The sequence below is a fragment of the Mesorhizobium sp. B2-3-7 genome, from assembly GCF_006442695.1.
Classification (GTDB): Bacteria; Pseudomonadota; Alphaproteobacteria; order Rhizobiales; family Rhizobiaceae; genus Mesorhizobium.
In genome coordinates this window covers 1-21,795 of sequence record NZ_VFVV01000013.1, presented here as the reverse complement: position 1 = coordinate 21,795, position 21,795 = coordinate 1, and the positions used below count along the sequence as shown (strand labels likewise).

Here is a 21,795-nt window from a genome sequence, read left to right as displayed (position 1 = left end):
AGAAATGGGCGCCGCCCTTTCAGGCAGCGCGAACCTCGCGGATCGAGCTTTCCAGAATGTCGAGCGCCTCGTTCATGATGCCGTCCTGGATGGTGAGCGGCGCCAGGAAGCGGATGACGTTGCCGTGAACGCCGCAGGTGAGCAGGATCAGCCCCTTGTCGAGCGCCTTCAGCCTGACCGCATTGGCCATCTCCGCCGATGGCAAGCCCTTCCTGACGTCGTTGAACTCGACCGCGTTCATGAAACCGGGGCCACGGATGTCGACGATTTCGGGGACGTCGTCGCGGATCGAGCCCAGACGCTGCTTCAGCCTGGCGCCGAGCGAGTTGGCGCGGTCGCACAGCTTCTCTTCCTCGATCACGTCAAGCACCGCATGCGCGGCGGCAACGCCGATCGGGCTGCCGCCATAGGTGCCGCCCAGCCCGCCGGGGCCAGGCGCATCCATGATCTCGGCGCGGCCGGTGACCGCAGCCAGCGGAAAGCCGCCGGCCAGGCCCTTGGCCATGGTGGTGATGTCGGCGGTCACCTCATGGTGCTCCATGGCAAACATCTTGCCGGTGCGGGCAAAGCCGGTCTGCACCTCGTCGGCAATGAGCAGGATGCCGTGCTGATCGCAGATCTTGCGCAGCGCGGTCATGAAATCGCGCGGCGCTTCGTAGAAGCCGCCCTCGCCCTGCACCGGCTCGACGATGATGGCCGCGACCCTGGCCGGATCGACGTCGGCCTTGAACAGGCGATCGAGCGCGGCAAGCGAATCGGCCACCGACACGCCGTGCAGCGGCACCGGGAACGGGGCGTGGAAGACGTCGGCCGGCATGGCGCCGAAGCCGACCTTGTAAGGCACGACCTTGCCGGTCAGCGCCATGCCCATGAAGGTGCGGCCATGGAAGCCGCCGGCAAAGGCGATGACGGCCTGGCGGCCGGTGGCATTGCGGGCGATCTTGATGACGTTCTCGACCGCCTCGGCGCCGGTGGTGACGAAGATCGTCTTCTTCTCGAACTTGCCCGGAAGTATGCCGTTCAGCCGCTCGGCCAGCCGTACATAGCTCTCATAGGGCACCACCTGGTGGCAGGTGTGGGTGAAGCGGTCGAGCTGCGCCTTGACCGCCTCGATGACCTTGGGGTGGCGATGGCCGGTGTTGACGACGGCGATGCCGGAGGAGAAATCGATGTAGCGGCGGCCCTCGACATCCCAGATCTCCGAGTTCTCGGCCCGGTCGGCGTAAATCTGCGTGGTCATACCGACACCGCGCGAGATCGACTGGCTCTTGCGTTCGGAAATGGCTGAGTTCTTCATGATGTCCCTCATAGGGCCGGCGCCCGTTCTGCTTGATCAGATGTCTTCTGGGCTTATTTCATGCTTTCCTCAAGTCGGCACCGCCGGCAGGCGATTGGGCCTGAGGTATCGCGCCTGATCAGCCGGCGATATCCGTACCAGGGCAACGGACTGCGTTAACGGGTTCGGAGCCTTCGCGGCGCGCTGTTGAGGATCATTGAACGGAAAAACCCGCCTGTGCGGCGGGTCCCTGGCGCAACTCAGCACCATATCCAAATATCTATCATAGTTGCCTTCACCTCGTCAAGGAAAAAATTCCTATCACGAAAAGCTGCCCGGCCGGGACCGGCCGTCGTCAGGCCTTTGCAAACCCGAGTCGGATGCCTGACACGGGTACGAGTCCGGTTTCCTTTTTCGGGAGATCGACTATCGTGCCGGGATCCGCGAGGCATCGCGATCGGCGAGCGGCCTGCGGCTGAGGGAGCCCATGAGCAGGAACGCGACATCGTCCGTCTCGCCGCCATCGGTCAAACCTTCCAATTTTTCGACTTTTTCCATCGGCGTAGCGCTTTTCACTTGCACGGCCGTCCTGCTTTTGGCCGGCTGCCAGAAACAGGAAGCGGCGGAAAAAAAGCTGCCGATCATGGTGCGCACCGAGACCGTGGCGATGGCCGACTATGCGCCGAGAACCGCGCTGACCGGGGTGATCGCGGCGCGTACGCTGAATAATCTGTCGTTCCGGGTCGGCGGCCGCGTCGCCGAACGGCTTGCCGATGTCGGCCAGCATGTCGACAAGGGCGCGGTGCTTGCCCGCATCGACCCGCAGGAGCAGGAATCCGATTTGCGCTCGGCGCAGGCCGATCTCGACGCGGCGCAAGCGCAGTTGACCCAGTCCGCCGCCGCCTTCGAGCGGCAAAAGACGCTGCTTGCCCAGGGTTACACCACCAGGCGCGACTATGACGCCGCCGATCAGGCATTGAAGGTGGCGCAAGGCAGCCTCGACGCGGCGCAGAGCGCGCTCGCCAATGCCAAGCAGAACCTGTCCTTCACCGAACTCAAGGCTGGCGCCGCGGGCGTCATCACCGCCCGCCAAGTCGAAACCGGCCAGGTGGTGCAGGCTGCGCAGACCGTCTTCACCGTCGCCGAGGACGGCGACCGCGACGCGGTGTTCAACGTCCAGGAGACGTTGGTCGCCAGGACGCCGACCTCGCCGGCGGTGACGATTACGCTTCTGTCCGACCCGCAGATCAGGGCAACGGGCAAGGTGCGCGAAATCTCCCCGGCGGTCGATCCGGCGTCGGGCTCGATCCGGGTCAAGGTCGGCATTGCCGATACGCCCGCCGGCATGCCGCTGGGCGCGGCCGTCATCGGCTCGGTCGGCGCCAAACCGGCCAAGGCGATCCTGCTGCCCTGGCAGGCATTGACGTCCAGCGCCGGCAAGCCGGCGGTCTGGATCGTCGATCCCTCGACCGGTACGGTGACGATGGCACCGGTCGAGGTGCTGGCTTTCAATTCCGGCACCGTCGTCATCGCCAGGGGATTGGAGGAGGGCCAAAGCGTCGTCACCGCGGGCGGACAGCTGCTCAGTGCGGGTCAGAAAATCGAGATATCGGGAGCGGGCCAATGAGCCGGCTGCCGCGCCTCCTGCTTGGCGTGATAGCGCTTGGCGCGCTCGCCGCCTGCTCGAAATCGGAGGAGAAGCCGCCGGAGATCATCCGGCCGGTGCTGTCGGTGGTGGTCGAGCCGCGCACCACGCAGGTCTTCGGCTTCGCCGGATCGGTCGAGCCGCAGGTCAGCGCCGATCTCGCCTTTCGCCTGCTCGGCCGGGTCGTGTCCCGCGACGTCAATGTCGGCGACATCGTCAGCAAGGGCACGACGATCGCGGCACTGGACCCGACCGCCTTGGAGCTGTCCGTCCAGGCGGCCAAGGCCGAGCTCTCCAATGCCGAGGCACAGTTTGCCAACGCCGCCGCCAGCGAGGAGCGCCAGCGCCAATTGCTTGCCACCGCCAACACCACGCAAGCCGTGTTCGATGCCGCGCAGCAGGCGAGGAAGGCGGCCGAGGCCAGTGTCGAGCGGGCCAAGGCCTCGCTGGCCAAATCGCAGGAGCAGCTCGGCTATGCCAGGCTGTTCTCGGATTTCGACGGCGTCGTCACGGCTGTCGGCGCCGAGGTCGGCCAGACGGTCTCCCCCGGCCAGACGGTCGTCACCGTGGCGCGCTCGGACCCGCGCGAAGCGGTGGTCGATATTCCAGACCAGTTGACCGGCGATCTCACGGCCGGCACGCCGTTCCAGGTCATCCTGCAATCGCTGCCGACGATCCGGACCGAGGCCAAGCTGCGCGAGATCGCGCCGCAGGCCGAGGGCTCGACGCGCACGCGGCGCGTGCGGCTGACGCTTACCGATCCGCCGCAGGCCTTCCGGCTCGGCTCGACCGTGACCGCAACGCGCATGACCACGGTGGAGCCGACGATCGAACTGCCGCTGTCGGCGCTCTTCCAGAGGAACGGCTCCGACAGGGTGTGGATCGTCGATGCGCAGACATCGAGCGTGAGCACGCGCGAGATCAAGGTTGCCTCCAGGAACGGCGGAACCTTCACGGTGGCTCAGGGACTGGAAGCGGGAATGCGCGTCGTCACCGCCGGCGTCCACAGCCTGACCGAAGGCCAGAAGGTCAAACTGCCCGCGGGAGGGGCCTCATGAAGGGCTTCAACCTCTCCGACTGGGCGCTCAACCACCGCTCGATGGTCTGGTATTTCATGCTGGTCTTCGTTGCGGCCGGCATCTTCTCCTACCTCAACCTCGGCCGCGAGGAAGACCCCGCCTTCACCATCAAGACCATGATCATCCAGGCCAATTGGCCCGGCGCTTCGGTCAAGGAGACGGTGCAGCAGGTGACCGACCGCATCGAGAAGAAGCTCGAGGAACTCGACAGCCTCGACTACACCAAATCCGTCACCACAGCCGGCCAGACCGTCGTCTTCGTCAACCTGAAGGACACTACCAAGGCGCGCGATGTCGTGCCGAACTGGATTCAGGTGCGCAACATGGTCAACGATATCAAGGCGCAGTTCCCGCAAGGCGTCCAGGGGCCGTTCTTCAACGACCGTTTCGGCGACGTCTACGGCAACATCTATGCCTTCACGTCGGACGGGCTGACGCCGCGCCAGCTGCGCGACTATGTCGAGGATGTCAGGACAAAAATCCTGACCGTGCCGAATGCCGGCAAGGTGGACCTGGTCGGTGCCCAGGACGAGGCGATCTACCTCGAATTCTCGACCCGCCAGATCGCGGCCCTCGGCCTCAACCAACAGGCGATCGTGGCAAGCCTGCAAGCGCAGAACGCGATCACGCCGTCCGGCGTCATCCAGTCCGGCCCGGAACGCATCAGCGTGCGGGTCGGCGGCCAGTTCACCTCCGAAGACAGCCTTCGCGCGATCAATCTTCGCGTCAACGACCGCTTCTTCCGGCTGAGCGACGTGGCGACGATCACGCGCGGCTATGCCGATCCGCCAACGGCACTGTTCCGCTTCAACGGCCAGGACGCGATCGGGCTTGCCATCGGCATGAAGCCCAACGCCAATCTGCTCAAATTCGGCGAGGCGCTGCATGAGGCGATGAACAAGGTGCTGGCAGACCTGCCGGTCGGCGTCGGCGTGCATCTGGTCGCCGACCAGCCGGTCATCGTCGAGGAAGCGGTCTCGGGCTTTACGCGCGCCTTGTTCGAGGCGGTGGCCATCGTGCTGGCCGTGTCCTTCATCAGTCTCGGCATGCGCGCCGGCTTCGTCGTGGCGCTGTCGATCCCGCTGGTGCTGGCCATCACCTTCACGGTCATGTCCTATCTCGGCATCTCGCTGCAGCGCATCTCGCTCGGTGCGCTGATCATCGCGCTCGGGCTTCTGGTCGACGACGCGATGATCGCGGTCGAGATGATGGTGGCGCGGCTGGAGGTCGGTGATAGCCTGCGCAAGGCGGCGACCTATGTCTACACATCGACCGCCTTCCCGATGCTGACCGGCACGCTGGTGACCGTCGCGGGCTTCATTCCGATCGGCCTCAACAACAGCGCCGCCGGCGAATACACCTTCACTCTGTTCGTCGTCATCGCCGTGTCGCTGCTGGTGTCGTGGATCGTGGCGGTGCTGTTCGCGCCGCTGCTCGGCGTCACCATTCTGCCGGCGACGATGAAGACGAAGCATCACGACCAGCCAGGCCGCTTCACCTCGCTGTTCCGGCGTGCCCTTGTCGGCTCGGTGCGCCATCACTGGCTGACCATCATCGCCACGGTGCTGTTGTTTGCCGCGTCGATCGCCGGCTTCGGCCTGGTGCAGCAGCAGTTCTTCCCGCCCTCGGACCGGCCGGAGCTGATCGTCGACTGGAACCTGCCGCAGAATTCCTCGATCGCCGACACGCGCGAGCAGATGGAGCGGTTCGAGCAGCGGGCGCTGGTCGGCAATCCCGACATCGACCATTTCTCGTCCTATATCGGCCAGGGCGCGGTGCGCTTCGTGCTCGCCTATGACGTGCAACCGGCCAATCCCTATTTCGGCCAGACGGTCATCGTCACCAAGAGCATCGAGGCGCGCAACCGGGTGAAGCCGGCGCTGGAAAAGCTGCTGCGCGAGGAATTCGTCGGTACCGACGCCTTCGTGAAGCTACTCGAACTCGGACCGCCTGTCGGCCGGCCCGTGCAGTACCGCGTCGGCGGGCCCGACATCCAGACGGTGCGCTCGCTGGCGCAGCAATTCGCCGGCGTGATTTCAGCCAATCCCAAACTCGCCGCGCCGACCTTCGACTGGAACGAGCCGCAGCGCGTGCTCAGGGTCGACGTGCTGCAGGACAAGGCGCGGCAGCTCGGCATCACCTCCTCCGACATCGCCAGCGCGCTCAACAGCACCGTCGGCGGCGCCACCATCACGCAAGTGCGTGACGCCACCTACCTGATCAACGTGGTGGCGCGCTCGCGCGAGGCCGAACGCGGCTCGATCGAGACTTTGCAGAACATGCAGCTGCCGACCAGCACCGGCGAGGCCATCCCGCTCGCGGCGGTGGCCAACTTCCGCTACGAGCTCGAACAACCGACGGTATGGCGGCGCGACCGCATCCCGACCATCACCGTGCGGGCCGGCCTGGTCGGCGACGTTCTGCCGGCAACAGTGGTCAACGAACTGAAGCCATCGGTCGATGGCTTCATCGCCAAGCTGCCGCCGGGCTATTCCGTCGAGACCGCCGGCTCCGTCGAGGAAAGCGCCAAGAGCCAGGGGCCGATAGCGGCCGTCGTGCCGCTGATGCTGTTTGTGATGGCAACCATCCTGATGGTCCAGCTGCAGAGCTTCCAGCGCCTGTTCCTGGTCGTTGCGGTGGCGCCGCTCGGGTTGATCGGCGTGGTGGCGGCCCTGGTGCCGAGCGGCGCGCCGCTCGGCTTCGTCGCCATCCTCGGCGTGCTTGCCCTGATCGGCATCCTGATCCGCAACTCGGTCATCCTGATCGTGCAGATCGAGGACCTTGTCGCGGAGGGCAAGGACCGTTGGGCCGCTGTCATCGAAGCGACGGAACACCGGATGCGGCCGATCGCGCTGACGGCCGCCGCCGCCAGCCTGGCGCTGATCCCGATCGCGCGCGAAGTGTTCTGGGGACCGATGGCCTACGCGATGATGGGCGGCATCATCGCGGGTACTGCGATCACGCTGCTGTTCCTGCCGGCGCTTTATGTGACGTGGTTCAGGATCAAGGAGCCGAAGCGTCGGGATGAGCCGCCCGCTCTGGAGACCGGCGAACCGGTGCAAGCTCAGACCTGAGACATTGCCGAGTCATTCGTTGTCGTTGGAGGGTGTGGGACGCGATTTTGCCCGCTGCCAAGGTGACGATTTTGAGCTGCGCCAGGCATGCCAGCCTTCCGGCAAGTCGGCCAAGATTTGGATGCTTTCATCCCGCTGCAAAACGCTTTGCAGGCTCACGATCATTATGTCGCCTTCTTCAACAGGTCCGGTTTCGCTGTTGTGGAATTGCCAACTGCCGTCGTCATCGTCATGCGAGACATATGCGATCCAGTCGCCCCGGGTTACTATGCCCCTGTCCAAAAACACCCCGACGTTAGGAGGATCTGCAAACTGCCATTCCTTCATGACGTCCCCTAAGACGATCGGTTCGCAAGACAAGCGAATTCAAATAGCTCTCACAAACCCGTCGCTGGCCCGCAAGAGATTGCGCGTGTAATCCTTCGTCACGCGGCGCTCGACCAAGTCACCCGCCGTCAAATTCTCCACCGCCTCGCCGCTTTGCATCACCATCAGGCGCTCGCACATATGGGTGATGATGGCGAGGTCGTGGCTGACCATCAGGAAGGTCAGCTTGCGCCGCCGGCGTACTTCCTCGAGCAGGTTGAGCACCTCGGCCTGCACCGAGGCATCGAGCGCCGAGGTCGGCTCGTCGAGCAGCAGGACCGACGGTTCGAGGATCAGCGCGCGCGCGATCGCCACGCGCTGGCGCTGGCCGCCCGACAATTGATGCGAGTAGCGGAAGCGGAAGCCGTTGCCGAGGCCGACCTCGTCGAGCGCCCGCTGGATGCGCTTTTCGCCGTCGGCAAAGCCATGGATGGCGAGCGGCTCCTGCAGCAGGCGGTCGATGGTCTGGCGCGGGTGCAGCGAACCGTACGGATCCTGGAACACCATCTGCACTTCGCGGTAAAAGGCCTTGTCGCGGCGCGCGCCGAGCTTCTTGCCGTTGACCGTGATGCTGCCCGAAGCGACCGGCGCAAGGCCGGCGATCGCCCTGAGCAGCGTCGATTTGCCGGAGCCAGATTCACCGACCAGGCCGAAGGATTCGCCCGGCTGCACGTCCAGGCTGACGCCCTTCAGTGCGCGAAAGCGGTCGAAGATGACCTCCAGCCCGTCGACGGCAATTGCTGACGTCATGCCGCCCACTCCGGCTTGCGGTCGAGCACCGGCAGCGGGTGACGATCGGCGCCGATCTTGGGCATGCAGTTGAGCAGGCCGCGCGTGTAGGGATGCTGGGCGCGACCGAGTTCGGAGGCCTTGAGCTGCTCCACCACCTTGCCGGCATACATGACGATGACGCGGTCGCAAAAGGACGAGACCAGGCGCAGATCGTGCGAGATGAAGATCAGCCCCATGCCGCGCTCGCCGACCAGCCGGTCGAGAATGCCGAGCACGTCGAGTTGCACGGTGACGTCGAGCGCCGAGGTCGGTTCATCGGCGATCATCATTTCCGGCCCGGCGATCAGCATCATGGCGATCATGGCGCGCTGGCCCATACCGCCGGAGACCTCGTGCGGATGCAGGTCGAAGACACGCCGGGGGTCGCGGATCTGCACGGCTTCCAGCATGGCCACCGCTCGCTCCCGCGCCTCGGCCTTGGAGACCTTCTCATGCGTGCGCAGCGTCTCGACGATCTGGCGGCCGATGCTCATCACCGGATCGAGCGAATATTTCGGATCCTGCAGGATCATGGCGATGCGGTTTCCCCGCAATGCCCGGCGCTCACGTGGCGATGCGGCCAGAAGGTCGATGCCGTCGAAAGCCAGCCTCTTCGCCGATATCCGCGCCTGGGGCGGCGTCAGCCCCATGATGGCACGGCCGGTCTGCGACTTGCCCGAGCCGCTCTCGCCGACAATGCCCAGCCTTTCGCGGCCGAGCGAGAAAGAGACGCCGCGCACCGCCTCGATCAGCCCGGTGCGCGTCGGGAAGGTGACGCGCAGATCGTCGACTTCGAGCAATGCGCGTTCCGGCCGTGTCCTCGTTTCGCCGTTCATTGGTCGCCGCTCCGCGGGTCGAGCGCGTCGCGCAGGCCGTCACCAAGCAGGTTGAAGCCGAGGCTGACGATCAGGATGGCGAAGCCCGGCGCGCCGGCCACCCACCATTGGTCGAGCACGAAGCGGCGGCCCGAAGCGATCATCGTGCCCCATTCGGGCAGCGGCGGCTGCGCGCCGAGGCCGAGGAACCCGAGGCCGGCGGCGGTGAGGATGATGCCGGCCATGTCGAGCGTCACGCGGATGATCAGCGAGGAGATGCAGAGCGGCATGATGTGGCGCAGCACGATGCGGAAGGGCGAGGCGCCCATCAGCTCCACCGCCTTGATGTAATCGGAATTGCGCACAGTCAGCGTTTCGGCACGCGCGATGCGGGCATAGGGCGGCCAGGAGGTGATGGCGATGGCGAGCACCGCGTTCTCGATGCCGGGGCCGAGGGCCGCGACAAAGGCCAGCGCCAGGATCAGCTTGGGGAAAGCGAGGAAGATGTCGGTGATGCGCATCAGTATGGCATCGGTCCAGCCGCCGGCATAGCCGGCGACGGTGCCGACCACGAGGCCGATGGGGGCGGCGATGATGGCGACCAGGATGACGACGTACAGCGTCCAGCGCGAGCCGTAGAGAATGCGCGAGAGGATATCGCGGCCGAGATCGTCGGTGCCGAACCAGTGCTCAGCACTTGGCGCCAGCAGGCGCGCATTCTTCAGATCGCCGAAGGTCGGCGAATAAGGCGCCAGTACCCCTGCAAGGGCGGCAATGACCAGCAGCGCGATGATGATGAGCAGGCCGAGAAAGGCCAGCCGATTGGCGGAAAAACGCCGCCACGCGACATAGGCGCGGCCGAGCCTCGCCTGCATGCGCGAGGCCGGCCGCTCGCTGAGCAGCCAGTCGCGGCGGGAGAGGGGGGCGGCGTCGGAGGCGGTCATGACGATGCCTCTTGGCGCTGTCGGCCCCCACTCCGGTCTGCTTCGCAGACCAACTCTGCCCCGTTCGACGGGGGAGAGGAAAGGCGCCAGGCGTGCGACCGGCTCTTCCTCTCCCCCGGGCAAGAGGAGATGTGGCCCGAAGGGCCGGAATAGGGGCGATTGGCGGCAGCCGAGCCCGAAAGTGGGATTCCTCTGCTCATCTTACCTTCGTCCTCGGGTCGAGCACGCGGTAAAGCAGGTCGGACAGGAGATTGATGGCTATGAACACCGAGCCGATGACGATGGTGCCGCCGAGCACCGCGTTCATGTCGGCATTCTGCAGCGAATTGGTGATGTAGAGGCCGATGCCAGGCCAGGAGAAGACCGTCTCGGTCAACACCGAGCCTTCCAGCAGCCCGGCATAGGAGAGCGCGATCACGGTCACCATCGGCACGGCGGCATTGCGCAATGCATGAGCCCAGATGATGCGGGTTTCCGACAGGCCCTTGGCGCGCGCGGCGACGATGTATTCCTGGGTGAGTTCGTTGAGCATGAAGGAGCGCGTCATGCGGCTGATATAGGCGAGCGAGAAATAGCCGAGCAGCGAGGCCGGCAGGATGATGTGGCGGAACGCGTCCCAGAAGACATCCCACTGCCCCTGCATCGCCGAATCGAGAAGGTAGAAGCCAGTGATCGGCGTGAAGGTGTATTCGTAGACGACGTCGAGCCGCGCCGGGAAAGCCACCCATTGCAGCTTGGCGTAGAACAGGACGAGCCCGAGCAGGCCAAGCCAGAAGATCGGCACGGAATAGCCGATCAGGCCGATGACACGGACGACCTGGTCGATGAGGCTGCCGCGCCTGACGGCAGCCAGCACACCCAGCGGCACGCCGAACAGCGCGCCGATCAGTGTCCCCAACGTCGCCAGTTCCGTCGTTGCCGGAAGGGCGCGGCGGATGTCGGTCATGACCGGATTGGTGGTCAGCACCGAGGTGCCGAAATCACCATTGAGGGCATTTTTGACATAAATATAGAACTGCTCGACCAGCGGCAGGTCGAGACCCATCTCGCGGCGCGTGCGTTCCACGACATTGGCCGGCGCCCGGTCGCCGAGCACGGCCAACACCGGGTCGATGGGGATGACGCGGCCAATGAAAAAGGTCACCGCGAGCAGACCGAGATAGGTCGTGATCGCGATCACCAGGAAGCGGCCGATCGATGAGAAAATGGCGACGGCACGGGCGCTGCCGCGCCCTGCCGCCGCCTGATTTTCAGCTACGCTCATCCGCCGGCGCTATTCCTTGGAAACCGGCCCAACGAAATTGGTGTCGAAGCTCGGGCCGAGCGCGAAACCCTTGAGGTTCTTGCGCAACCCGGCGACTTCCAGCTGCTGATGGATGATGACGAAGGGACTGGTATCGAGGATCTTCTGCTGCAGATCCTTGTACATGTCGGCGCGCTTGCCCGAATCCTTCTCCAGCAAAGCGGCTTCGGTTTGCTTGGTCAGGTCCGGAATATCCCAGGCGTTGCGCCAGGCCAGCGTCTTGGACTTGCCCTCATCCGAATTGTCCGGGTTCGAGGCAAAGGTCTGGGCATTGGAGTTCGGATCGAAATAGTCCTGGCCCCACTGACCGATATAGATGTCGTGGTTGCGGGCGCGGTACTTGGTCAACGTCTGCTTGCCGTCGCCGGGAATGATCTCCAGCTTGATACCGGCCTGGCCGAGCGTCTGCTGGATCGATTCCGCCATGCCGGTTGTCGGCTGGCCGGTGCGCACATCCATGGTCACGCTGAAGCCGTCGGGCAGGCCTGCCTTGGCCAGCAGTTCCTTGGCCTTGGCGACGTCGAGCTTGAACGGGTTCTTGTCCAGTTCTCCGAGCACGCCCTTGGGCAGGAAAGTCTGGTGGATTTCACCGATGCCCTTGAGGATGGTCGAGCTCAGCGCGTCATAGTCGACCAGATATTTGAAGGCCTGGCGGACTTCGGGCTTGGCGAGGTTCTGGTTCTTTTGGTTGAGGCTGATGTAGTAGACAGTGCCCTTCGGCGCACTGGTTGTGGTGAGGTCGGCGTTCTTGGCAATGGCGTCGAGGTCGTTTGGCTCAAGATTGCGGGCGACGTCGATGTCGCCGGCCTCAAGCGCCAGGCGCTGTGCCGAGCTTTCCTTCATGTTGCGGTAGATGACGCGAGCAAGCTTGGCCTTTTCGCCGTAGTAATTGTCGTTCCGTTCGAGCACGACGGCCTCGTTGGCGCGCCACTCACGCAGCTTGTAGACGCCCGAGCCGGCATAGCCGGTCTTCAGCCAGGCATTGCCGAAATCATTGTCCCATTTGTAGTCGGCGCTCGGCGTGACCGCCGCGACATGTTCCTTGACCAGCTTGGCGTCGACGACCGAGGCGACGGTGGCCGACAGGCAGTTCAACACGAAGCTCGGCGCATAGGCCTTGTCGACGATGAACTGGAAGGTGGTGTCATCGACCGCCTTGGCTTTTTCGGCGACATTGTCGCCGCTGATCCCGAACTGGTCGATGATGAAGGCCGGGCTCTTGTCCAGCTTGACGGCGCGTTCGAACGAATAAGCGACGTCGGCCGCGGTGATCGGGTTGCCCGAGGCGAATTTCAGGCCGGGCTTGAGCTTGAACGTGTAGGTCAGGCCATCGTCCGAGACGGTCCAGCTTTCGGCGAGGTCGCCCTTGACCTTGGAGGTGTCGCTGAGGTCGAGCCGAACCAGCAGGTCATAGGTGTTGCCGGTGACCTCGGCGGTCGACAGCTCGAATGCCTCGCCCGGATCCATGGAGATGATGTCATCGATGGCGAAGCCTTCGACCAGCGTGTCGGCTGGCGTGACCGCGCCAGCCGGCGCTCCCGCCAGAAGCAGCGCCGACATTGCGGCACCCGCAAGCAGAATGCGGGATCGTAGAGCAAGCTTTTCCATCATCATGGTGATTGTTCCCTGTTTTGTTGACCTGAGTTCCCGGCTCAGGGTTGCGGTGTTTTTCCAGGCCGACAAGGGCCCCCTTTGACCACTTACCGTCGTGGTTTTTGTCCAGTTGGTCAACAGCATATCCGGCGGCCTCGCGGCGGGCAACGAGCATTTATGCGTCGGCTCACTGGATCATAGTGGCAGGCGGACGAGCCGGAGCATGCGAAGGCCAACAGAGGCCAGCGTTCGAGAAAAAACCCTGACGTGGGAGTTACTTCAGAGCAGCGACCAGGCCGGCATCGGGGAAGCAGGTGGCGGGCTTGCCGTTCTTTTCCTGCCAGGCACCGATCGAGCGGCGGGTCTTGAAGCCGGGCAGCCCGTCGGCGCTGCCGACATCGTAGCCCTTGGCCTCCAGCGCCCGCTGCAGGGCGGCGATGTCGGAGCGGTGGAGGTCACCGACCGCACCCCAGCTGCCGGAAAAATTCGCATCGCCATGGGCGATGCGGTCGGCGCCATGGCCGATGAAGAGGGCATAGAGGTCGCTGGTGTTGTATTGCTTCAGCACGTAGAAATTGGGCGTGGCGATGAAGGCCGGGCCGCTGCGGCCGGCCGGCATCAGCAGGAAGCCCTCGGCCTTCAGCTCGCTCGCCGGGAATGCCTTGCCGCCGACACGCTTGATGCCCATTGCGGCCCATTGCGAGATTGTCTTGCCCTGGTCGGGGCCTTCGAGCGAGCAGGAGACGCTCTCGGGCACGGTCACCTCGAAGCCCCAGCCACGTCCCCTCACCCAGCCATAATGGACGAGATAGTTGGCGATCGAGGCGAGCACGTCAGGCGTCGAGCTCCAGATGTCGACACGCCCGTCGCCATCGAAATCCACCGCATGCTTGAGGAACGATGTCGGCATGAATTGCGGCTGGCCGAGCGCGCCGGCCCAGGACGATTTCATCGCATCCACCGGGGCCAATCCGCGCTGGACGATCTCGAGCGCCGCCAGCAGCTCGGTGCGGAAGAAGTCCTTCCTCGTCGACATGAACGCCTTGGTGCCGAGCACCTCGAAGGCGTCGTAAGGCATCTTCGCCGCGCCGAACCCTGTTTCGCGACCCCAGATCGCCAAAAGGACCTCGCCCGGCACGCCATAGCGCTTTTCGATCGCGGCGAGCGTCCTGGCGTTGGCCGCCGCGCGCGTCCGCCCGCCCGATGTGACCGCGCGGATGGTCTTCTCGGCGAAATAGGCGCCGGGCGAGCCGAACTCGGCCTGATGCTGCTTCTGCGGCGTCTTCGGCTTCTCGCCGGGCATGACAAGATCGGGCAGCTTGAGATTGGGTTTGACACCGTCGAAAGCGGCATCGAAGGTCTGCTTGGAAATGCGCTTGGCCTTGGCGTCAGGCCACAGATCGCTCCGGAGCCAGGCGCGGAACTGGTCGTCGATCTTGGCGGCCGAGGCGGAGGTGGAGAGGAACAGTGCAGCCAGTATCGCCAGGAAAAACGCAAAGCAGAACTTGCGGAGGCCGCGTTCCTTGGCGCCCCCCTCTGGCCTGCCGGCCATCTCCCCCACAAGGGGGGAGATCGACCGTTGTCTCTGCCTTCGCCAAACACCGCCGTTGAAAAGGAGATGCCGGCTGCGAAATTGCCAATCTCCCCCCTTGAGGGGGAGATGTCCGGCAGGACAGAGGGGGGCGCCACGGAACGCCAACTTTTGAGGATGCGGGATCACCGTGACAAGCATCCTTCCCCGCAATCGCGTCAAAACGCCGTCCTGGAGCGCAGCGCTGCCGCCAGCGTGCCTTCGTCGAGATAGTCGAGTTCGCCCCCGACCGGCACGCCATGCGCCAGCCGCGTTATCTTCACCTCGAAACCGTGCAATTGATCGGTCAGGTAGTGGGCCGTGGTCTGGCCCTCCACCGTGGCATTGACGGCCAGGATGATCTCCTTGACCTCGCCGCCGGCGACGCGGTCGACCAATGAGCGGATGTTGAGCTGATCGGGGCCGATGCCGTCGAGCGGCGACAGCGTGCCGCCCAGCACGTGGTAGCGCACGTTCATCGCCGCCGCCCGCTCCAGCGCCCACAGATCAGAGACGTCCTCGACGACGATCAGCGTGCCGGCGTCACGGCGCGGATCGGTGCAGATCATGCAGGGGTCCGACGTGTCGACATTGCCGCAGGTGGAGCAAATGCGCACCTTGTCGGCCGCCTCGCCCATGGCGGCGGCGAGCGGCGACAGCAGCTGTTCCTTCTTCTTGATCAAATGCAGCGCGGCGCGCCTGGCCGAACGAGGACCAAGCCCCGGCACTTTGGCCAGGAGTTGGATCAGGCGTTCGATCTCGGGACCCGCGATTCGCTTGGACATTGCCCTGATCTAGAGCAATTCCGCGAAAAGTGCGAAGCGGTTTTGCGTCCGGACCGCGTCTCCAACCAGCACCGGCAGGCCGTCAAGTGCGGCCCGCCTCAGTTGGTTTCGAGCGGACGGCTCTGGCTGACGATCATCGCGCCGATGGCATCGGTGTTCTCAGGCGTCGACTGGAACCCCATCGCCGCTTCCTGCGGCGCGCCCTGCACCGAGGAAATGACCTTCGTGTTCAAGGTCCCCCCAAAACGAGCGGCATCCGGTTCCTCCATCGGCTCCTGCATCGCCACCATCGTCGGCTTCTCCTGGACGCGCGCGGACTTTGCGGCCGGCGCAGCCGATGCCGTCACGTAGGTCTGCTGGGCCGCCTTGCCGGAGCGCACCGGCTCCGCCGCCGCAGTCACGTAGGCCGCAGCGGTGCGATCGGATGTCTTGGCCGTCGGCTCGGCGGAAGCGACACGAGTCGCGGCTACTCCGGGCAAGGCTGCTGGCTGCTCGGCCGAGGCGACCGCGACCGTCGGCTCGTCCGGCAGCGGCTGCCAGTTGCGGCCGCGCTTCTCGTAGAACGCATTGCCGCCGGCGACCATGGTGTAATGCATGTTCTTGTAGGGGAAGCGCAGGCCCGCGGTGTGGAAATACATCGTGTTCTTGAGCTTGGCCTTGCGCTCGCCCTTGAGCACGGCGTCGGCGGCTTCCTCGACATCGGGCATGGCACGCGAATTCATCGGCCTGGTCATGACGCCGGGCGCGAACTGGCCGCGCTCGCCCACCACCGCGCAGATGGTGTCGCCATGTTTGCCGGAGCGCAGCCGGTTCATCACGACAGTGCCGACGGCGATCATGCCATCGCGGCTCGACCGGTTGGATTCGAAGAACATCGCCCTTTCCAGGCATTCCCTGTCCTTCGGCGTGTGGTAGCCGCGGGAGCTCAGGAAACTCGGCGTGATGGCGTCGGTCAGGCTGGACATGCCGTGTGACGCGGTCTGGCTGCAAGCGGCCAGGAACAGGGGAGACGTGACGACGCCGAGCAACAGCGGCGTCTTCCATCGCGTGGCAATCAACAGGTAACCCTCTCACTTCGATGCCCGCCCCCAGGCTGCGGCAAGAATGAGACACTTTCGGGCAAAATGATGGCTAAAACGTTATTGGTGAGATGCTGTTGCCAAACTGGCACAGTTACGTGGCAAGATCCGGACTTCAAGCCTTTGTTTTATGCACGCCCTTGTCCAGGCCGAGACCGCTTTTGGACGACATGCATTATCGCCCGGCTGAAATCGCTGCCGGCCGTCCTGGCTCAATTTCTTCGAATTTCTCCGAGAACAGCCCGCGCTTCAGGAACAATGCTCGCGCATTGCGGGCGACCGGCGCGATCTTTCCCGGCCAGTCGCTGTCGATGAACTCGGACCTGGTGAAATCGGGGTTGGCCTCCCCGGCAGCCTCCAGGAAATCCGCGATCTCCAGCACGATGGCGCGTTCTTCCTTCGAGAGCGCCGAAGTGCCCGCTTCGATCGAGGGGCGATGCACGAAATCCTCGAACAGGTTGAAATAGCCCTTGATGCCGACGAGATCGACGCCGGCATCAGAATCGGCCAGGATTTCCAGGATCTCGTAGATCCTGTTGCGGATACGCTGCTCGATCAGCCTTTCGGACGGCTCTTCGGCCATGGCCAACTAGTCTTTGGCTTTATGCATGTCGTTATCCCCAAAACTGTCGCACACTCTTGGGCGACATGCATCTAGAACGGCAGTTTCATTCCCGGCGGAATCGGCAGGCCGGCGGTCAGCGCCTTGGTCTTTTCCTGCATGATCTGCTCGACCTTGGCCTTGGCGTCATTGTGAGCGGCCAGAAGCAGGTCTTCGAGGATCTCGACCTCATCCTCCTTGAACAGAGACGGGTCGATCTTCAGCGACTTCATCTCAAACTTGCCGGTCAACGTGACAATGACCAGGCCGCCGCCGGCCTGGCCGACGGCTTCGACCGTGGCGATCTCGTCCTGCATAGCCTGGAACTTGGCTTGCATTTCCTTCGCCTTGCCCATGAGGCCGAGAAGATCTTTCATGGTCCGATCCTTTGCAAAGTCGTGGTTTCGTCAGGGTTCGTCGTCGTCCGCCGGCGGCTCGACCGGCACTTCGGCTTCGACCGCGTCGGCTTCCGGCGCGTCGGGAATGCGCACGTCGATGATCCTGGCGCCGGGAAAACGCGCCAGGATGGCGGCGACCGTCGGATCGCTCTTGGCATCGAGCAAAGCGTTCTCGCGCCTGGTCGATTCCATTTCGGCCAGCGTCTGGCCGCCCTCTTCCTTCGACAGCGACACCAGCCAGTTGCGGCCGGTCCAGGCGCGCAGCTTGGTCGTCAAATCGTTGAGCAGCATTTTGGGCGCATCGTCGGTCAGGCTGACGTCGATGCGGCCGGGCTCGATGCGCACGAGGCGGATGCAGCGCTTGACCAGCACCTTGAAGGCGATGTCGCGCTGCGCGTCGGCAAGGGCGACAATATCGGCCAGCGATTTCAGCGGTATTGGCTGCGCCTCCGGCGCCGGCTGCACAGGCGCAATGAAGGCGGCCGGAGCGGCTTCCACCAGCCGCATGGTCTGCGCGCCGCCCGACCCGCCGGGCATGCGCGCCTGCGCCACTGCGCTGGCGCCGTTGCCACCAGGAGCGCCGCCATTACCGGGGCTCGCCGGCGCGCCGTTCGAACGCGGCGCGGCGCCCGGCGCCGGCAGGCCGTTCTCCAGCGATCTCAATGCTTCGTCCAGCGTCGGCAAGTCGGCCGCGTGCGCCAGCCGGATCAGCACCATCTCGGCAGCACTTACCGGGCGGTTGGAGGACTGCACCTCCGGGATGCCCTTGAGCAGCATCTGCCACGTCCGCGACAGCACCTTGATCGAGAGCGTCCGCGCGAAATCGGCGCCGCGTTCGCGCTCGTCCTGCGACAGCGCCGCGTCGTCGGCGGCGGCCGGAACGAAACGCAGCCGGGTGACGAGATGGTTGAATTCGGCAAGGTCGGTCAGAACGGCGGCCGGATCGGCGCCGGTGTCGTATTGCGCGCGCAATTCCGCCAGTGCCGCGGCAACGTCACCTTTCATGACATGTTCGAACAAATCGACGACGCGGGCGCGATCGGCGAGACCCAGCATCGCGCGCACGGCTTCGGCGCTGACCGCACCGCCGCCATGCGCGATGGCCTGGTCGAAAATCGATTGAGCATCGCGCATCGACCCTTCGGCGGCGCGCGCGATCATTGCCAGCGCGTCGTCGTCCGCCTCTATGCCCTCCAGGCCCGCTATCCGGGCGAGATCAGTCTTCACCACAGCCGCATCGATGCGCCTCAGGTCAAAGCGCTGGCAGCGCGACAGCACGGTGATCGGCACCTTGCGGATTTCGGTGGTGGCGAAGATGAACTTGACGTGCGGCGGCGGCTCTTCCAGCGTCTTCAACAGGCCGTTGAAGGCCTGCGTCGACAGCATGTGCACTTCGTCGATGATGTAGACCTTGTAGCGGGCCGAGACCGGCGCGTAGCGCACCCGTTCGATGATGTCCCTGATGTCGTCGATGCCGGTGTGCGAGGCGGCATCCATCTCGATGACGTCGACATGGCGGCCTTCCATGATCGCCTGGCAGTGCTCGCCGAGCACGGCAAGGTCGACGGAAGGCTGGTCGATTGTTGCCGTTTTATAATTCAGGGCCCGCGCGAGAATGCGCGCCGTCGTGGTCTTGCCGACGCCGCGCACGCCGGTCAACATCCAGGCCTGGGCGATGCGGCCGGTGGCGAAAGCGTTGGTGAGCGTGCGCACCATCGGCTCCTGGCCGACCAGTTCGGAGAAATTCGCCGGACGGTACTTGCGCGCCAGCACGCGATAGGCGCCAGCCTTGCCTATCTCCAGGCTTTTTGGTCCCGAATTTCCGGCTTCGCTCATTCGCCCGCAAAACTCCAAATGGCCGCGCCAAAAGGCGGCCGATTCCTGCGCATAGTTTCGCCCGCGCTGCAATGCGTCGTCAACGTCGCGAGAAGGGCCGATGAGGTGGGAGGCTGGAACAATGACCCGTTCCGGGCTCGTTAGGGCTGCTTCCTTCCGGACCTGACCCGGTTGGCGAGTGGATCGTCCACCACCAACCTCCCGCCGTCCATATCGGCAATTCGGCGACGAAATGCAAGGGCGCAGGCAAATCGGCTGCACCAGCCACGAGATTCGCTTGCAGCCTCGATGCAGCCGCTCTAGCGTTCATGACTCTGAGGAAAACACCAAAAGCAAGGGAAACGCCGATGCTGCCGGGCCTGAAGGCCGGATTCACGCTGGATACCCGGCTGGAGGCGGACAGCGAGCAGTTGATGTGGCTTGGGCTGTGTGAACTGCGCGTGATGAACGACCGCCGCTGGCCATGGCTGCTTCTGGTGCCGCAGCGGCCGGGCGTGGAGGAAATCCACGACATGACGCCGCTCGACCAGACAATGCTGACCTTCGAGACCAATATGGTGGCGCAGGCGCTGAAGAAGGTGACCGGCTGCACCAAGATCAACACCGGCGCGCTCGGCAACATCGTGCGCCAGCTGCACATCCACGTCATCGCCCGTTCGGAAGGCGATCCCGGCTGGCCCGGCCCGGTGTGGGGACACGGCCTGCGCGAGCCCTATCAGCGCTCCGAGCTGCACCGGTTTGCCGAAACGATAAGGGCGGCGCTATAAGCCTTCCCGTGTCCATCCCGAACATGTCCATCCCGAACGCCCAGAGTCCGCATGAGCTTTAGCCTGTTTGACGCGCCCTTGCGCGAGCCGAGCCAATTCGTCGGCTTCGCCGGCAACAGTATCGACCGACAATCCGAGAACCGCGCCGACGATTCGGTCGACAAAGCGCTCGCCGATCCCGGAACCAGGCTGCTTTTGATGCAGGGCGGCCGGCTCTACCTGAAGGTTCGTGACGGCAGCTTCGATCCCTGGTTCGGCGTCGCCGAAAGCCTGCCCTTCCAGACCTTGCCCGGCAGCGGTGTGCTGCTTGGATTCTCCGACCAGGGCCCGGTGCTGGCGGTGACCGCCGGTCTCGAGCCGGAACAGCTTCCCGAAACAGTCAGGGCCATCGACTACCGCTCGGTCTACATGCAAGGCCTGATCGACGAAGCGGCCGCCGGAGCGATGGCGCAGGGCGCCGCACTGCTCGCCTGGCACGCCAGCCATCGTTTCTGCAGCAAATGCGGGACCGAGTCACAAATGCGGGCCGGCGGCTACAAGCGCCATTGCCCGAATTGCGGCACCGAGCATTTTCCGCGCACGGATCCGGTGGCGATCATGCTGACGGCGACGCGCGAGAAATGCCTGCTCGGGCGCGGCCGGCATTTCGCGCCGGGCATGTACTCCGCCCTTGCCGGCTTCATCGAGCCGGGCGAGACGATCGAGGCGGCGGTGCGCCGCGAGACGCTGGAGGAGGCCGGCATCCGGCTCGGCCGCGTCGTCTACCACGCCAGCCAGCCCTGGCCATTCCCCTATTCGCTGATGATCGGCTGCTTCGGCGAGCCGCTCAATGAAGACATCCAGGCCGACCTCAACGAGCTGGAAGACTGCCGCTGGTTCTTGCGCGACGAGGTGCGCCTGATGCTGGCCAGGGAGCATCCGGGCAATCTGATCACGCCGCCGAAGGGAGCCATCGCGCATCACCTGATCCGCGCCTGGGTCGACAGCGAATAATGGAAATCAGGAGAGGGAAATGATCCGCCATACCGTCGTGTTCACGCTGAAGCATCCGCCGCACTCGCTGGAGGAAAAAAGGTTCCTGGTCGACGCCAAAAAATTCCTCTCGGCGATCAGGGGCGTCACCCATTTCGAACAATTGCGCCAGGTCAGTCCCAAGAACGACTACCAGTTCGGCTTCTCCATGGAATTCGCCGACCAGGCCGCCTATACCAGGTACAACGACCATCCCGACCACGTCGCCTTCGTGCGCGACCGCTGGATTCCTGAAGTCGAGACCTTCATGGAGATCGACTATGTGCCCCTTGGCGCGGTGATTTAGAAGCGTAGGCTAATATGATGATCACCACGCTTTCGAGTCGCGAACTCAATCAGGACCTTGGCCGTGCAAAACGCGCTGCCAAGGAAGGACCGGTGATCGTCACCGACAGGGGGCGGCCGGTGCATGTCCTGTTATCGTTCGATGAGTACAAAAGGCTCACCGGCAAACCGCGGTCGCTCGGTGACATGCTGGCTGCGCCGGAAGCTGGAGAGCTTGATTTGCCGCTCCCGTCCCGCACGGAACATGCCAAGCCAATAGACTTGTCCTGAGGCTGTTGCTCGATACCAATGTCGTGTCCGATCTGCGAAAGGTAGCGAGCGGCAGGGCGCATCCCAATGTCGTACTATGGAACACCCGGCGTATGACGCTGGTGACGCGCAACATCGGGGATTTCGAGGGAACCGGAGTGGCACTCGTAAACCCGTGGGACTTCCCGAACTAGGTACTTTCATGCATGTCGTTGTCCCAAAACCGGTGCGCAGTTTGGGGGGACATGCACTAGAGCGGGATGAATTTAGGTTGGGCATATCCGGCCTCAGTGAAGTAATTTCGGCATTCGGTTGAAGTGACCGTGC

General features: G+C 64.3%; 20 protein-coding genes, 1 other RNA gene and 1 pseudogene. 8 read left to right on the top strand and 14 right to left on the bottom strand.

Translation table 11 applies throughout. From position 1 onward, the window contains the following. Positions 1-19 precede the first annotated feature (19 nt). Positions 20-1,297, bottom strand: coding sequence for a 4-aminobutyrate--2-oxoglutarate transaminase (locus FJ940_RS22940; protein ID WP_140496838.1), 1,278 nt, complete (start codon positions 1,295-1,297; stop codon positions 20-22). A 466-nt stretch (positions 1,298-1,763) separates the two neighbouring features. On the opposite strand from FJ940_RS22940, the gene FJ940_RS22935 reads away from it, so the two are divergent. From FJ940_RS22935 to FJ940_RS22925, 3 genes are read left to right on the top strand one after another with little or no spacing between them, the layout of a single operon-like run. Further along, positions 1,764-2,903, top strand: coding sequence for an efflux RND transporter periplasmic adaptor subunit (locus FJ940_RS22935; RefSeq protein ID WP_140523840.1), 1,140 nt, complete (start codon positions 1,764-1,766; stop codon positions 2,901-2,903). Further along, positions 2,900-3,979: an efflux RND transporter periplasmic adaptor subunit gene (locus tag FJ940_RS22930; RefSeq protein ID WP_140523837.1), complete on the top strand. Its 1,080-nt coding sequence runs from the start codon at positions 2,900-2,902 to the stop codon at positions 3,977-3,979. The genes FJ940_RS22935 and FJ940_RS22930 overlap by 4 nt, the downstream gene beginning before the upstream one ends. Continuing rightward, positions 3,976-7,074 (top strand): efflux RND transporter permease subunit, encoded by a 3,099-nt coding sequence (locus FJ940_RS22925; RefSeq protein WP_140658030.1) that lies wholly within the window; start codon positions 3,976-3,978, stop codon positions 7,072-7,074. Before FJ940_RS22930 ends, FJ940_RS22925 begins: the two co-directional genes overlap by 4 nt. Before the next feature lie 12 nt (positions 7,075-7,086). On the opposite strand, the gene FJ940_RS22920 is transcribed toward FJ940_RS22925, so the two are convergent. The 13 genes and pseudogenes from FJ940_RS22920 to ffs all read right to left on the bottom strand — a co-directional run bounded on the left by FJ940_RS22920 (position 7,087) and on the right by ffs (position 19,337). Next, positions 7,087-7,401, bottom strand: coding sequence for a hypothetical protein (locus FJ940_RS22920; RefSeq protein WP_140658028.1), 315 nt, complete (start codon positions 7,399-7,401; stop codon positions 7,087-7,089). A 39-nt stretch (positions 7,402-7,440) separates the two neighbouring features. Continuing rightward, positions 7,441-8,190: an ABC transporter ATP-binding protein gene (locus tag FJ940_RS22915; protein ID WP_140658026.1), complete on the bottom strand. Its 750-nt coding sequence runs from the start codon at positions 8,188-8,190 to the stop codon at positions 7,441-7,443. Continuing rightward, positions 8,187-9,047: an ABC transporter ATP-binding protein gene (locus tag FJ940_RS22910; protein ID WP_140658024.1), complete on the bottom strand. Its 861-nt coding sequence runs from the start codon at positions 9,045-9,047 to the stop codon at positions 8,187-8,189. Before FJ940_RS22910 ends, FJ940_RS22915 begins: the two co-directional genes overlap by 4 nt. Continuing rightward, the gene (gene nikC, locus FJ940_RS22905) at positions 9,044-9,970 is read right to left on the bottom strand and encodes a nickel transporter permease (RefSeq protein ID WP_140496850.1); all 927 of its coding nucleotides are present in this window, start codon (positions 9,968-9,970) and stop codon (positions 9,044-9,046) included. Before nikC ends, FJ940_RS22910 begins: the two co-directional genes overlap by 4 nt. A 196-nt stretch (positions 9,971-10,166) precedes the next feature. After that, positions 10,167-11,234: an ABC transporter permease gene (locus FJ940_RS22900; protein ID WP_140496853.1), complete on the bottom strand. Its 1,068-nt coding sequence runs from the start codon at positions 11,232-11,234 to the stop codon at positions 10,167-10,169. A 9-nt stretch (positions 11,235-11,243) separates the two neighbouring features. Continuing rightward, positions 11,244-12,887: an ABC transporter substrate-binding protein gene (locus FJ940_RS22895; protein WP_140496855.1), complete on the bottom strand. Its 1,644-nt coding sequence runs from the start codon at positions 12,885-12,887 to the stop codon at positions 11,244-11,246. A gap of 253 nt (positions 12,888-13,140) precedes the next feature. Continuing rightward, positions 13,141-14,418 (bottom strand): lytic murein transglycosylase, encoded by a 1,278-nt coding sequence (locus FJ940_RS22890; protein WP_140496857.1) that lies wholly within the window; start codon positions 14,416-14,418, stop codon positions 13,141-13,143. A gap of 197 nt (positions 14,419-14,615) precedes the next feature. After that, positions 14,616-15,221, bottom strand: coding sequence for a recombination mediator RecR (gene recR / locus FJ940_RS22880; protein WP_140496859.1), 606 nt, complete (start codon positions 15,219-15,221; stop codon positions 14,616-14,618). Between the two features lie 98 nt (positions 15,222-15,319). Beyond that, positions 15,320-16,279 (bottom strand): cell wall hydrolase, encoded by a 960-nt coding sequence (locus tag FJ940_RS22875; RefSeq protein ID WP_140496861.1) that lies wholly within the window; start codon positions 16,277-16,279, stop codon positions 15,320-15,322. A 196-nt stretch (positions 16,280-16,475) separates the two neighbouring features. Continuing rightward, the gene (locus FJ940_RS22870; RefSeq protein ID WP_140496863.1) at positions 16,476-16,883 is read right to left on the bottom strand and encodes a hypothetical protein; all 408 of its coding nucleotides are present in this window, start codon (positions 16,881-16,883) and stop codon (positions 16,476-16,478) included. A gap of 71 nt (positions 16,884-16,954) precedes the next feature. Continuing rightward, a pseudogene (locus FJ940_RS22865) lies at positions 16,955-17,284 on the bottom strand (YbaB/EbfC family nucleoid-associated protein); the annotation flags it as partial. 24 nt (positions 17,285-17,308) lie between these two features. Next, a complete protein-coding gene (locus FJ940_RS22860; protein WP_140658022.1) occupies positions 17,309-19,135 on the bottom strand; it encodes a DNA polymerase III subunit gamma/tau in 1,827 nt (608 codons plus the stop codon). Positions 19,136-19,240: 105 nt separating this feature from the next. Then, positions 19,241-19,337: signal recognition particle sRNA small type (ffs, locus tag FJ940_RS22855), an RNA gene on the bottom strand. A gap of 145 nt (positions 19,338-19,482) precedes the next feature. Here ffs and FJ940_RS22850 point away from each other — a divergent pair. From FJ940_RS22850 to FJ940_RS22830, 5 genes are read left to right on the top strand one after another with little or no spacing between them, the layout of a single operon-like run. Beyond that, positions 19,483-19,902: an HIT family protein gene (locus FJ940_RS22850; protein WP_140658020.1), complete on the top strand. Its 420-nt coding sequence runs from the start codon at positions 19,483-19,485 to the stop codon at positions 19,900-19,902. A gap of 51 nt (positions 19,903-19,953) precedes the next feature. Further along, complete coding sequence (gene nudC / locus FJ940_RS22845) at positions 19,954-20,895, top strand: NAD(+) diphosphatase (RefSeq protein ID WP_140658018.1); 942 nt, start codon at positions 19,954-19,956, stop codon at positions 20,893-20,895. 19 nt (positions 20,896-20,914) lie between these two features. Further along, the gene (locus tag FJ940_RS22840) at positions 20,915-21,220 is read left to right on the top strand and encodes a Dabb family protein (RefSeq protein WP_140658016.1); all 306 of its coding nucleotides are present in this window, start codon (positions 20,915-20,917) and stop codon (positions 21,218-21,220) included. Between the two features lie 14 nt (positions 21,221-21,234). After that, positions 21,235-21,489, top strand: coding sequence for a type II toxin-antitoxin system Phd/YefM family antitoxin (locus tag FJ940_RS22835; protein WP_140658014.1), 255 nt, complete (start codon positions 21,235-21,237; stop codon positions 21,487-21,489). A gap of 23 nt (positions 21,490-21,512) precedes the next feature. Continuing rightward, positions 21,513-21,662, top strand: coding sequence for a hypothetical protein (locus FJ940_RS22830; RefSeq protein ID WP_181165286.1), 150 nt, complete (start codon positions 21,513-21,515; stop codon positions 21,660-21,662). Positions 21,663-21,795 lie beyond the last annotated feature (133 nt).